At 69.5% G+C, this 12,281-nt stretch carries 15 protein-coding genes and 1 pseudogene; 4 read left to right on the top strand and 12 right to left on the bottom strand.

Annotated features, from left to right (window positions below; translation table 11 throughout):
• Window positions 1-24: 24 nt before the first annotated feature.
• From BW41_RS06975 to BW41_RS06945, 7 genes are all read right to left on the bottom strand, one after another.
• Window positions 25-1,440 carry a UDP-N-acetylmuramoyl-L-alanyl-D-glutamate--2,6-diaminopimelate ligase gene (locus BW41_RS06975; protein ID WP_037532867.1) on the bottom strand — a complete coding sequence of 472 codons (1,416 nt, stop codon included), beginning with the start codon at window positions 1,438-1,440 and terminating at the stop codon, window positions 25-27.
• 10 nt (window positions 1,441-1,450) lie between these two features.
• Window positions 1,451-3,163 carry a peptidoglycan D,D-transpeptidase FtsI family protein gene (locus BW41_RS06970; protein ID WP_037532864.1) on the bottom strand — a complete coding sequence of 571 codons (1,713 nt, stop codon included), beginning with the start codon at window positions 3,161-3,163 and terminating at the stop codon, window positions 1,451-1,453.
• Window positions 3,160-3,786, bottom strand: coding sequence for a hypothetical protein (locus BW41_RS06965; protein WP_037532862.1), 627 nt, complete (start codon window positions 3,784-3,786; stop codon window positions 3,160-3,162). Before BW41_RS06965 ends, BW41_RS06970 begins: the two co-directional genes overlap by 4 nt.
• Entirely contained in the window at window positions 3,783-4,724 is a 942-nt protein-coding gene (gene rsmH, locus BW41_RS06960; protein WP_037532859.1) for a 16S rRNA (cytosine(1402)-N(4))-methyltransferase RsmH, read from the bottom strand. Before rsmH ends, BW41_RS06965 begins: the two co-directional genes overlap by 4 nt.
• A gap of 5 nt (window positions 4,725-4,729) precedes the next feature.
• On the bottom strand, window positions 4,730-5,230 hold the full coding sequence (locus tag BW41_RS06955; protein WP_037532856.1) for a division/cell wall cluster transcriptional repressor MraZ: 501 nt from the start codon (window positions 5,228-5,230) through the stop codon (window positions 4,730-4,732).
• Window positions 5,231-5,529: 299 nt separating this feature from the next.
• Window positions 5,530-5,784, bottom strand: coding sequence for a hypothetical protein (locus BW41_RS06950; RefSeq protein WP_051583317.1), 255 nt, complete (start codon window positions 5,782-5,784; stop codon window positions 5,530-5,532).
• Window positions 5,785-5,873: 89 nt separating this feature from the next.
• Window positions 5,874-6,842, bottom strand: a complete 969-nt coding sequence (locus tag BW41_RS06945) for a cysteine synthase A (RefSeq protein ID WP_037532851.1) — start codon at window positions 6,840-6,842, stop codon at window positions 5,874-5,876.
• A 173-nt stretch (window positions 6,843-7,015) separates the two neighbouring features.
• Here BW41_RS06945 and BW41_RS06940 point away from each other — a divergent pair, with 173 nt between their 5' ends.
• The 4 genes from BW41_RS06940 to aat all read left to right on the top strand — a co-directional run bounded on the left by BW41_RS06940 (window position 7,016) and on the right by aat (window position 9,654).
• Window positions 7,016-7,402 (top strand): hypothetical protein, encoded by a 387-nt coding sequence (locus BW41_RS06940; RefSeq protein WP_037532850.1) that lies wholly within the window; start codon window positions 7,016-7,018, stop codon window positions 7,400-7,402.
• Window positions 7,403-7,505: 103 nt separating this feature from the next.
• Window positions 7,506-8,219, top strand: coding sequence for a ParA family protein (locus BW41_RS06935; protein ID WP_037532847.1), 714 nt, complete (start codon window positions 7,506-7,508; stop codon window positions 8,217-8,219).
• 36 nt (window positions 8,220-8,255) lie between these two features.
• A complete protein-coding gene (locus tag BW41_RS06930; RefSeq protein ID WP_037532844.1) occupies window positions 8,256-8,870 on the top strand; it encodes a glutathione S-transferase in 615 nt (204 codons plus the stop codon).
• A 46-nt stretch (window positions 8,871-8,916) separates the two neighbouring features.
• Window positions 8,917-9,654, top strand: a complete 738-nt coding sequence (aat, locus tag BW41_RS06925; RefSeq protein ID WP_037532842.1) for a leucyl/phenylalanyl-tRNA--protein transferase — start codon at window positions 8,917-8,919, stop codon at window positions 9,652-9,654.
• Between the two features lie 35 nt (window positions 9,655-9,689).
• Here the strand turns inward: aat and BW41_RS21750 are convergent.
• From BW41_RS21750 to BW41_RS06905, 5 genes and pseudogenes are all read right to left on the bottom strand, one after another.
• Window positions 9,690-9,923: pseudogene (locus BW41_RS21750) on the bottom strand (DUF2155 domain-containing protein); the annotation flags it as partial.
• 200 nt (window positions 9,924-10,123) lie between these two features.
• On the bottom strand, window positions 10,124-10,519 hold the full coding sequence (locus BW41_RS06920; RefSeq protein WP_037532840.1) for an NADH:ubiquinone oxidoreductase subunit NDUFA12: 396 nt from the start codon (window positions 10,517-10,519) through the stop codon (window positions 10,124-10,126).
• Window positions 10,520-10,588: 69 nt separating this feature from the next.
• Window positions 10,589-11,086: a DUF192 domain-containing protein gene (locus BW41_RS06915; RefSeq protein WP_037532836.1), complete on the bottom strand. Its 498-nt coding sequence runs from the start codon at window positions 11,084-11,086 to the stop codon at window positions 10,589-10,591.
• Window positions 11,083-11,688: a cold-shock protein gene (locus BW41_RS06910; protein WP_037533264.1), complete on the bottom strand. Its 606-nt coding sequence runs from the start codon at window positions 11,686-11,688 to the stop codon at window positions 11,083-11,085. The genes BW41_RS06915 and BW41_RS06910 overlap by 4 nt, the downstream gene beginning before the upstream one ends.
• Window positions 11,689-11,752: 64 nt before the next feature.
• On the bottom strand, window positions 11,753-12,277 hold the full coding sequence (locus BW41_RS06905; RefSeq protein WP_443027641.1) for a regulatory protein RecX: 525 nt from the start codon (window positions 12,275-12,277) through the stop codon (window positions 11,753-11,755).
• Window positions 12,278-12,281 lie beyond the last annotated feature (4 nt).

Raw genomic sequence — 12,281 nt, 5'->3', positions numbered from 1 at the left:
GCACGCGGAGGATTGTCACCCCGCTCACGCCGCATACTCCCGCGCCACCGCGACGTCGTCGAACGGCAATTCCATGTCGCCGACGATCTGGCCCTGTTCGTGGCCCTTGCCGGCGATCAGCACGATATCCTGCGCTCCGGCCTCGCGAACGGCGGCGGCGATCGCGGCGCGGCGATCGCCGATCTCCCACGCCTTGGGCGCGCCTTTCAGGATCGCGGCGCGGATCGCGGCGGGGTCCTCGGTGCGCGGGTTGTCGTCGGTGACGATGGCGATATCCGCCTGCATCTGCGCCACCTGCCCCATCGTCTCGCGCTTGCCGGGATCGCGGTCGCCACCGGCGCCGAAGACGACGATCAGCCGCCCGCCGGCATGCGGCTTGAGCGCGGCGATCGCCGCCTCCAGCGCATCGGGCGTATGGGCATAGTCGACATAGACCGGCGCGCCGCTGCGCGCGATCGCGGCGCGTTCGAGCCGGCCGCGCACCGGCTGCAACCGCGCGAGATCGGCGATGGTGCGCGCGACGTCGCCGCCGGTGGCGATCACCAGCCCCGCCGCGACGAGCGCATTCGCCGCCTGATAGCCGCCGATCAGCGGCAAGGTCACCCGATGCGTCCGCCCCTCCGCCTCGATCACCAGCCCCTGGCCGAGCAGGGTGGGGTCGCGGCCGACCAGCCGCAGCGTCGCGCCGCGTTCGCCGACGGTGATGAGCGTGTTGCCGCGCGCCTGTGCCAGATCGATCACCCGCCCCGCCTCGACATCGTCGGCCCAGACCACCGCCGTTCCGGCCGAATCGAGCACTTCGGAGAACAGGCGCAGCTTGGCGGTGAGATAGGCGCCCATGTCGCCATGGTAATCGAGATGGTCGCGGCTGAGGTTGGTGAAGGCCGCGGCGGCGACGGTCAGCCCCTCGGTGCGATATTGGGTCAGGCCGTGGCTCGACGCCTCGAAGGCGAGATGCGTGATCCCCTCCCGCGCGAGGCCGGCGACGTTGGACAGGAAGGTGACGACATCGGGCGTGGTGAGGCCGGTGGTGACGCGCTCGTCGGCGGTGGTGACGCCGAGCGTGCCGATCGATGCCGCCGACGCGCCGGCCATCCGCCACAATTGCCGGGTCATCTCGACGGTGGAGGTCTTGCCGTTGGTGCCGGTCACCGCGACCGCCACCTCCGGGAAGGGTGCGAAGAAGGCGGCGGCGGCGCGGGCGAACCGCTCGCGGGGATTGTCGTCGACGATCGCCACCGCGCCCTCGACCGGCACGCCGGGGCGGGTCACCACCGCGACCGCGCCGGCGCGCACCGCCTCGGCGATATAATTCTCGCCATTGACGCGCGCGCCCTGGAATGCGCCGAAGACGGTGCCGGGCGCGACCTTGCGATGATCGATCGCGAAGCCGGTGACGATCGCCGCCTCGCCGCCGCCGGTCAGTGCGCCCAGTCTCACGCAGCCCTCCTTAATTACCCGTGACGGGCTTGCGCGTCGGGTCCTGCCAGATCAAGGGCATGAGGTCCGACACGTCGATGTCCGCCCGCTCGTCCGGCACCACGCCGAGCATCGCACCGACGCGCGAGATGGTCCGGCCGACCACGGGTGCGGCGTTCCATGCGGCAGTCTTCCACCCTCCGGTCTCCTTCGTGCCAAGCGGCGAATCGAGCATCGCCAGCACGACATAGCGCGGAGCGTCCATCGGGAAAGCCGCGGCGAACGTCGCGACGTTGCGCGAATGATCGTATCCGCCCGCCACCGCCGCCTCGGCGGTGCCGGTCTTGCCGCCGACGCGATAGCCCGGCGCCTCCCCCTTGCGGCCGGTGCCGCGCAGCACGATCAGCCGCAGCATCTGGCGCATCCGCGCGCTGGTCGCCTCGCTGATGACGCGGCGGCCGACCGGCGCCTGCCCCGGCGCGACCTTGAGCAGCGTCGCCGGCCGCCAGATGCCGCCGTTGACCAGGGCGGCATAGGCGCTGGCGAGGTGCAGCGGCGTCACCGCGATGCCGTGGCCGTAAGCGGTGGTCATCGTCGTCGTCCGCGCCCAATAGGTTGGCATCAGCGGACGCCCCTTCTCGCGCAGCTCGATGTCGGGCTTGGTGTCGAAGCCCAGTTTGCGGAACATCGTCTGCATCTTCTGCGGGCCGATCTCGTCGGCGATACGCGCGGTGGCGATGTTGCTCGAATAGATCAGCGTCTCGGGCATCGACAGCCAGCGCTTGGGATCGCCGCGCTCGTCGTGGATGGTGAAGCCGCCGACTTTCAGCGGATGCGTCGCGTCGAACTTGCGGTTGAGCCCGATCGTGCCGGTATCGATCGCGGTGGCGACGGTGATCGGCTTGAAGGTCGATCCCAGCTCGAACACGCTCTGCGTGGTGATGTTGCGCAGCTCTTCCGAGCCCGCCATGCCGACGCGATTGGGGTTGAAGGTCGGCAACGACACCATCGCGATTACCTCGCCGGTGGCGACGTCGAGGACGATGCCGCCGGCGCCGCGCGCGGAGAAGGTGTTCATCGCGCGGCTGAGCTCGCTCTCCATCGCCGCCTGGACGCGCACGTCGAGCGACAGCGCGACCGGCTGACCCGCCTTGGTCGGATCGAGCAGCCGTTCGTCGAGCACGCGCTCCATCCCGCTCATGCCGTGGCCGTCGGTGGAGAGGAAGCCGAGCGCATGGCTCGCCATCGTCGATTGCGGGTAGAGCCGCTGCGTCTCGCGCGCGAAGACCAGCGCCGGCTCGCCGATCGCATTGACCTGCTCGACCAGCGCCGGGCTGGCGCGGCGCTGGAGATAGACGAAACTGACCGGGCGGGTGAGCTGGCCGTAGAACCACGTCTGATCGCCGCGATCGGGCATCAGCGCGGCGAGGCGGGCGGCGATCTCCATCTTGTCGCCGATGATCTGCTTGGGGTGGACCGCGATCGTCCAGGCGTCGATCGTCCGGGCGAGCGGCGCGCCGTTGCGATCGACGATATCGCCGCGCGCGGCGAGCGCGGCGACGCGCGCCTCCGCCTCGCCGCCCGACATCAGCCCGAGCATGACCAGCCGGCCGATCACCAGGGTCACCGCCGCGGCGAACAGCATCAGCAGCATCATCAGTCGCATATGCGACGTCGCCACCAGCGCATGACGCTGGGTGGCGTTACGCCGCTGCTGTGCGGGCCGAGCGACGATGACGGTCAACGCTTGCGTGCCTCCGCGCGGGCGCTGCTGAGGATGTCGCCGAGCGTCGTGTCGGAAAGCAGCTTGCGGTCGAGCATCGCCACCGCCTGCGGCCGCACCTTGGCGACCGCCGCCTTGGCGCGCGCCGCCTCGGTCAGCTTGGCAAGCATCGGCGCACTTTTCTCGACGGGGGCGACCTTGATGACCGCGCGCTTGGCGGCGGGGAGCGCGGCGGCGACCTGGATGACCGCGGGCGCCGGCGTCGCAGCGGGAGCGGCGACGTTGACCGTGGCGAGCGACGGCACGACCAGCGCCGCCATCTTGGTGCCCGGCGCGGGCGTGCCGATGCGCGTCACGTCGAGGCTGGCGAGCGCGCTCTCGTCAGTGACGAACTGGCCGGCGACCGGCGCGGCGAGCGCCAGCGTTTCCCCGTTCCACTTTTCGAGCTGCGCGAGATTGGCCCGCGTCTCGAACTCGGTCTCAAGCGCGCGGATGTCGCGCTGCGCGGTCTCGATCCGGCGATCCATGATGTCGAGCTTCTTGCGCTCCGCCGCGACCTGCAGCGAGACCAGATAGAAGCCGAGGACGATGGCGACGCAGCCACCGAACCACCCGATCCCCTTCAGCCGATACGCCGCCGTCATGCCGTCACCTCCGCCTGATTGCCGTGGGTCCATGCCGGCGCCGCCGTCCGCCGTGCGGTGCGCAGCGTCGCCGACCGCGCCCGCGGGTTGCGCGCGACCTCCGCCTCGCCGGCGCGGATGCCGCGACCGACCGATTCGAAACTGGGCGCGACGCCGCTGTCGGCGAGCGGCAGATGCCGCGACCCGCCCGGCGCCTTGCCCGACCGGTCGCGCAGGAAGCGCTTCACCAGCCGGTCCTCGAGACTGTGGAAGGTGACGATCGCCAGCCGCCCGCCCGGCTTGAGCACGCGCTCCGCCGCGGCAAGACCCTGGGCCAGTTCGTCGAGCTCCCGATTCACATGGATGCGGATCGCCTGAAAGCTGCGCGTCGCCGGATCCTTCTTGTCGTGCGGCCGGTGGCCGAGCGCCTTGCGCACCACCTGCGCAAGTTCGCCGGTGCGGGTCAGCGGCCGCGCCGCGACGATCGCGCGGGCGACGCGGCGCGACTTGGGCTCGTCGCCATATTGGTAGAGGACGTCGGCGATCGCCGCCTCGTCGGCGGTGTTGAGGAAGTCGGCGGCGCTCGGGCCGTCCTGGCTCATCCGCATGTCGAGCGGGCCGTCGGCCTGGAACGAGAAGCCCCGTTCGGCCTGGTCGAGCTGCATCGACGACACGCCGATATCCATGGTCAGCGCATCGACCGGCGCGTCGAGCGCCGCTTCGAGCATAGAGAAATCGCTGTGCACCAGCGTCAGCCCGGGGAGCGCCGCGGCACGGCCGGCGCGGATCGCATCGGGGTCGCGATCGAAGGCGACGACCTCAGCGCCCGTCGCGAGGATCGCGCGGGTGTAGCCGCCGGCGCCAAAGGTCGCGTCGACGATCCGCTCGCCCGGCTGCGGCGCCAGCGCGGCGACCACCTCGTCGAGCAGCACCGGGATGTGCGGGGCATCGCTCGCCATGTCGCTCACAGGGCGATCCCCTTTTCCTGGCAATAATACCGGCAGGCGGCGACCATCTGCGGGGCGATGTTGGGCGTCGACAGCAGCGTCTTCGGGTCCCAGATCTCGATATAGTCGAGCGTCCCCCAGAAGAAGGCGTGCGCCCCGATGCCGGCATAGAAGCGCGGAAAGCCCGGCATGATGAAACGTCCCGATCCGTCGAACGGCACGGCTTCGCCATTGGCGCCGCCACGCTTGATGTTGTGGTCGATCTTGCCGTCGGGACCGCGCGACAGCGCGACCCGCTCGTTGAGCTCGCGCTTGAGCTCGGCAAGATAGGCGGGATCATAAGCGATCAGACAGGGCTGATCCTCATGCGCGGCAATGATCACCGTGCCGCCGTCCTTGCCGTCGGCGCGCGGTGCATTGTCGGCAAGCGTCGATCGAAGCGCATTGGGGATGGCGACGCGACCCTTGTCGTCGACAAGGGCAAGTCCGCTTCCCTGATAATCGCCCCTTTCCGACACGCCTGTCTCGCACCCTGACGTGCACAGCTCACCGTTCCGGCAAACGACCAAAATCGTCCGCCAGCCCGCTGCGATGAATCGCAACCGGTGATGCCTGCCCCGTTGACGCTGTTGGTATCAACAGCCCCTTGGGGACGCAACGGGATTTTTGGGGAAAACCGGGGAACGAGCCCCGGTTCGTCGCTACGCGGGCGGGGGCGCACCCGCGCGCACGTAGACGCATCGATCGAACATCGACGAAATAACATTGAGTGTCATTAGCTTCGCCGAAATCCCCGAAATTCCCCGGCGGCGGGGCATCAGTGCGGCGCTTGCGCGTTGCTGGTCGAAGGCGCGACGCCCAGTTCGGCGAGCGGCTCGCCCGAAGCGCCGGCGGCCGCCGCGGCGGCGGCACCGGCGTTGGTCATCGCGATATTGGCGACGACATCGGCCTGCGCCGATCCGGCGGCGGCGATCGGCCGCTCGCGAGTCGCGGAGCCGAGGATCGCGCTGGCGACGACGATCAACAGCACGACGGCGACAAGGCCGATCACGCCGACCTTGATCCGTTGCATCGTCTGCTGAGTGTCTCGCGCGGCTCTCATCCTACCGCGCCGCTGTAACGCTTCGTCACCGCTTTGTCGAACAAGCGGTTCGGATCAATTCAGGAAAGACCTTTGGCGGCGCGCCACGCGGGATCGTAGAGCGTCGACAGGTAGCGAAAGCCGGTGTCGCACAGGATCGTGGCGATGCGCCGGCCCGGGCCGAGATGCTCGGCGAGCCGCACCGCACCGGCGACGTTGATCCCCGAGGACAGGCCGAGGCACAGCCCCTCCTCGTCGAGCAGCCGCCGCACCCAGCGATAGCCCTCCGCATCGGAGATGCGGAATTGCGTGTCGATCGGCGCACCGTCGAGATTGGCGGTGATCCGCCCCTGGCCGATCCCCTCTGCCACCGACGATCCCTCGGCGCGCAGCTCGCCATGCGCATAATAGTCATAGAGCGCCGCGCCGTGCGGATCGGTCAGCGCGATACAGATGCGCTCGTCCTTCGCCTTGAGGCCGAGCCCGACCCCGGCGATCGTGCCGCCGGTACCGGCGGCGCAGGTGAAGCCGTCGATCCGCCCGTCCATCTGCTGCCAGATCTCCTCGGCGGTGCCGACGATATGCGCGCGGCGATTGGCGACATTGTCGAACTGGTTCGCCCACAAGGCGTTATCGCGCTCCTCGGCGATCCGGCGGCTGGTGTGGACGAAATGATAGGGGCTGGCATAGGGCGCGGCGGGGACCAGCACCAGCTCGGCGCCGAGCGCGCGCAGCGTATCCATCTTCTCGCGGCTCTGCGTCTCGGGCATGACGATGATCGTGCGATAGCCCTTGGCATTGGCGACGAGCGCCAGCCCGATGCCGGTATTGCCCGCCGTGCCCTCGACGATCGTGCCGCCGGGGTGGAGCAGGCCGCGCGCCTCCGCATCCTCGACGATGCCGAGCGCGGCGCGATCCTTGACGCTCGCCCCGGGGTTGGCGAATTCGCATTTGGCGAAGATGTCGCAGCCGGTCGCCTCGCTGGGCCCGCGCAGACGGACGAGCGGGGTGTTGCCGATCAGGGCGAGCGTATCGGGCGTGGTGTGCATCGTCGCTAGATGGCGTGGGACGGCGTCAGCGGCAAGCGCAGCTGAGCTTGGCCGCGAGCAAGATCGGCACGCAGGTGCGGCAGCCCGGCCCGTCGCAATTTACCCTGCCTTTGCATGAACGTGGGTCATCTTGCTTGACGCTTGTTGCTGCATGCGCGAAGCGTCGCGCCGCTATGAAGAGCCCCCTCCTCCTCTCCGCCACCGCCGCGCTGCTCGCGCTGGCCGCCTGCAACTCCAAGCCCAATTCGGCCGAAGTGCTCGACTCGAATCCGGACCCGATGGCGAATGCGCTCGCCAACCGCGGCCCGGTCGAGCTGCCGCCCGCGATCAAGGCGGACAAGACCTTCCGCTGCAAGGACAACAGCCTGCTGTATGTCACCCTGTTCGAGGGCGACAAGCTGGCGCTGATCAAGACCAAGAAGGACGGCACGGCCACCCGCCTGACCGCCGCGACCACCGGCGAGCCGCTCACCGCCGAGGGCGGCTGGAAGCTGACCGGCGATGCCAAGACGATCACCGTCACCCAGCCCGGCAAGCCGTCGCAGAGCTGCAAGTCCTGATCTTCGCCTAACTCTTTCCGAAGCCGGTGGCTGAGCCGCCGGCTCCGGTCCTCCGCATGACGCGGATGTTGCCGATTTATGTCCATTATGGTATCGGCGGCTGATGGCGACCATTGCGATCTACAGTTCCAAGGGCGGCGTCGGCAAGACGACCTTGTCGGTGAACCTCTCCTATTGCAGCGCGGCGATCTCGAAGCGCCGTACCATCCTGTGGGATCTCGATCCGCAGGCGGCGAGCAGCTGGGTGCTCGGCCGCACGCCGGTCGGCGATGCCGCGCGCGCGCTGTTCACCAAGGACGCCAAGCCGCAGGCGCATGCCCGGCCGACCGATTATCCGCTGCTCGACCTGATCGCCGCGGATGAATCACTGCGCACGCTCGACGTCGTCCTCCACGATATTGGCAAGCGCCGCCGGCTCGACCGGCTGATCGAGGGCGTCGGCGATTACGACCATGTCCTGCTCGATTGCCCGCCCGGCGTGACCGAGACGAGCGAACAGGTGATCCGCGCCGCCGACCTGATCGTGCTGCCGGTGATCCCCTCGCCGCTCGCGCAGCGGGCGCATCTCGAAGTGGTGCGGCATCTCGGCGGCAAGGTGCCGGTGCTGCCGGTGCATATGATGGCGGACCGCCGGCGCCGCCTCCATGCCGAGGCGCTCGCCGCGCATCCCGACTGGCCGGTGATCCCGATGGCGAGCGCGGTCGAGGCGATGGCGGAGCATCGTGCCCCGGTGGCGACCTTCGCGCCGCGCACCGCCGCGGCCAAGGCGTTCGCCAAATTGTGGACGGCGATCGAATGTCGGCTGCGCACCGTCTAGGAGAGACGGACGACGAGGTTTTTCGAAGGAAGTGCGATGCGTCTGATCGGCCGGCTCGATTCCCCCTATGTGCGGCGCGTCGCGATATCGATGCGGATGATGGGCCTCGATTTCAATCACGAACCGCTATCAGTGTTCCGCGACGTCGAGGCCTTCGCGGCGATCAACCCGGTGATCAAGGCGCCGACGCTGGTGACTGACGACGGCACGGCGCTGATCGATTCGACGCTGATCCTCATGTATCTCGACAGCCTCGTCCCCGCGGACCGACGTTTGCAGCCGGAGGCGGCGGACGCGCTGCTGACCGTCCAGCATGCGGTCGGCCTGGCGCTCGCCGCCTGCGAGAAGACCGTGCAGATCGTCTACGAGACCCAATTGCGCCCGGCCGACAAACAGCATGCGCCGTGGCTCGATCGGGTGCGCGGGCAGGCGCAGGCCGCCTATGATCTGCTCGAACAGGCCTATCGGCCCGTAGACGACTGGCTGCTGCCCGACCGGATGACGCAGGCGGACATCACCGCCGCGGTCGCGTGGCGCTTCACCAACGGCATGCTCGCCGATCTCCTCGCGCCGGACCGGTATCCCGCGCTTGCGGCGCTGTCCGCGCGCGCGGAGGCCACGCCGGTGTTTCAGGCGCTGCCGTTCGGCTGAGCCCCTCCCCTTGCACCGCCGCGGCGGCTGCGCCACCTCAGCACGGATGGAGATGCTCGATCCGAAGACCGTGCTCGGCGCCTATGCGGTCGGCGTGTTCCCGATGGCGGATCATCGCGATGCGGCGAGCGTCTATTGGGTCGAGCCGCGCAAGCGCGCGATCCTGCCGATCGACGGGCTGCATCTGTCGCGATCGTTGCGCAAGACGATCGCGCGCGACCGCTTCCGCGTCACTGCCGATACGGCGTTCGAACGGATGATCCGCCTGTGCGCGGCGAGCGCGGCGGACCGGCCGGAGACGTGGATCAATTCGGGCATCGAGCGGGCCTTCGTGGCGCTCCACCAGCTCGGCTTCGCGCATGCGATCGAATGCTGGGAGGGCGACGAGCTGGTCGGCGGCCTCTACGGCCTCGCGCTCGGCCGCGCCTTCTTCGGCGAATCGATGGTCAGCCGGCGCACCGATGCCTCGAAGGTCGCGCTCGCCTGGCTCGTCGCGCGGCTCAAGGCCGGCGGTTTCACCCTGCTCGACTGCCAGTTCCAGACCGCGCACCTCGCCTCGCTCGGCGCGGTGGAGATCGACCGCAGGGATTATTGCGCGTTGCTTGCCGCGGCGCTGGACGGCACGATCGGCGCGTCGGGGATCGTGTCGCCACTGGCCGCGACGCCATCGGGCGACTTCTTCGCGCTCGACCGTTTGGCCGCCGGCGCGCCGCCATCGAGCGATACGGTGTCGGGGCCGGTCGCCGGCCACGACATCGTGCAGCTCTTGGTCCAGACGTCATAGACCGGGTGCTGGACGACGTTGAGCGACGGCCGCTCCTTGTACAGCCAGCCGGAGAATGCACGACGCCAATGCCGGTCGCTGCCGCGCACATCGAGCTGGACGAAGGCGCCGGTGAGCTGATCCTGTTCCCAGGAGGCAGTCTGTTCGCAGGCGCGCAGCCGGACGATCGCATCGCCGACGCGGGTCGCCTGCCCCGGCTTGAGCGTCACCTCGCGGCTGACGCCGTTCCGCTTGTTGAGCAGGCCGATCACCGCGATCCGTTCCGCCATCGGCGTGCCGCCGGTCGGCAAGGTGACGTCGCTGGTCGCGACGGTCTCGATCGCCTCGCCGCGGTTGCCGTCAGACGGTGCGAAATCCTGCACCGCGACGGGGCGATCGGAATCCTCCGACGGCCGCAGCGCGCGATAGCCGAACACCGCCGCCAGCCCCAGCACCACCAGCAGCACGCCGGCGGCGAGCCAGCGTCGCATCACCCTTCGGGCGTCCACGCTTCATAATCGCCGGTCGCGGCGGCGCGCTTGCCGCCCTTCTCCAGCGCACCCGACGGGCGATAGGCCAGCGGCGTGCCCGTCATATTGGGCATCGCCGGCTTCTGCCACGGACGCGCCGGGGGCATCGCGCGATCGGGGATGTCGTCGATCTGGTGATGCAGCCAGCTGAACCATTCCGGCGGCACGCGGCTCGCGTCATTGGCGCCGTCGTAGATCACCCAGCGGCGCACGCGGCCGCTGCCGTCCTTGCCGCCCTGGTAATAGACGTTGCCGAGCGAGTCGGTGCCGACCTGCGTCATGCCGCGCAGACCGTAGAGCATCGTGCCCCAGGACGCGCCATTCCACCAGGTAAAGGGATTGAGGTTGATGCCCATGATGCGCCTGCGCTTACCCGTTGCCGCCCTGCCCTTCAACCGCGGATCGCATCGCGGCGGCGGGCGGCGTCATTTGGCCCAGGCGACCCGATCGCCCTCGGCGATGCCGAGATCTGCGGTGCGGCCGCCGACGAGTTCGAGCACCGCGGCGATCGGCTCGCGCGACGACACCGGCGCTTCCGAGAAGGGCACGGTATTTTCGGCGATCGTCGCGATCGTGCCGTCGGCGCGGATGAACAGGATGTCGAGCGGCGTCGGCGTGTTCTTCATCCAGAAATTGGCGACCCTCGGCGCGCCGCCTTCGGGCGGATAGGGCCAGAACAGCATGCCGCCGTCGGGCTTGAGATCGGTGCGGTACATCAATCCGCGCGCCTGCTCGGCGCTGGTCGTCGCCCGCTCGACGTCGAAGACGTGCGCGCCCTGTGCACCGGTGATCGTGACGGCCAGCGTCCGCTTCGCCGCAATCGCTGCCGGCGGTCCGGAGAAGACGCCCTGCTGAACCGCGACGCCGGCCGCGCCGACGCCGAGCACCGCCACCAGCACCAGCGCCGCCTTGCCGCCGATCATGAGGCGGCGTCGACCTCGACCGCGAGCGGCCCCTTGCGCCCGGCGACGATCCGCGCGCGCAGCCGCTGGTCGGGCTCGATCGCGAGGATGCCGGCGCGACGCAGCGTCTCCATATGCACGAAGACGTCGCTGCCGTCGCTATAGCGGACGAGGAAGCCATAGCCCTTGAGCCGGTTGAACCATTTGACCTCGACCGCCTCGAACGGGCCGGCGTCGTCGATCAGCGGCACCGGATCGACGCGATCGGCGGGACGCGGCGCACGGGGCCGCTCCTCGACGGCGTTCGACGTATCGACGGTGAGCACCTCGCGCGCCTGATAGCCGCGCCCGCGCTGCACGGCGAGCGTGGTGACGCGCGTGCCTTCGGGCAGGCTGCGCCGGCCATGCGACTGAAGCACCGAGAAATGGATCAGCACGTCGCCGAACGCGCGATCGTCCGCCACTGCGAAACCGAAACCGCGCGTCACGTCGAACCATTTGATGACGCCCGACACGACCGTCGCCGCCTCGCCCGGATCGGTGGCGGCGGACAGAACCGCACGATCGCCGGGCATCACCCCGTCGTCGCGCTCGTCGCCCTCCCATTGCGGCTCGCTACGCATCACTGCACCCCTGTTGGCGCTACGCTAGCACGGTTCATCGCTGCTGCAATTGCGAAAGGAGGGTTTACCCGGATTCTCGCAACTCGGCTTCGTCCCGACATGCGACAATCTTGCGCGCGATTTCCATCGCATGGCCGGCGCGCAGCAGGGCCGCGAGCTGCTTGTCGCGCGCCCCCCGGTCGGCAGGCGGTGGCCCGAACGGGCCGATCCGCTTCCGCCGCGCAAAGGCCAAAGCGGTCGCCATCGCCGCCTCCCCGTCCGCCGGCGCGAGGCCGGCGCTCTCCGCCTCGCCGATCCCCGCCTGGCGCAGCGCCATCGTCACCCGCCGCGCGCCGAGGCCGCGCCGGGTGAGTGCCGCCGCCTTGCTCTCGGCATAGAGATGATCGTTGACATAGCCCAGGTCGGCCATCCGCTGTGCCAGCGCGGCCGGATCGGCGGCCTCGCCCTGCCAGCCGCGCTCGCGGATCTTGCGCTGGAGATAATCGGCTAGCCGCCCGCGCGTCGTCGCGAACCGCTCGACATAGCGCAACGCCATTCGCTCCAGCGCGGCGGTGTCGAGCGGCGGAAGCGGACGACGTTCGTGCCTCATGGCC

It is taken from the genome of Sphingomonas sp. RIT328, from assembly GCF_000632225.1.
In the GTDB taxonomy this organism is placed as follows: domain Bacteria; phylum Pseudomonadota; class Alphaproteobacteria; order Sphingomonadales; family Sphingomonadaceae; genus Sphingomonas; species Sphingomonas kyungheensis.
Note: the sequence above shows the minus strand (reverse complement) of the source record. Positions and strands in the feature narration are given on the sequence as shown.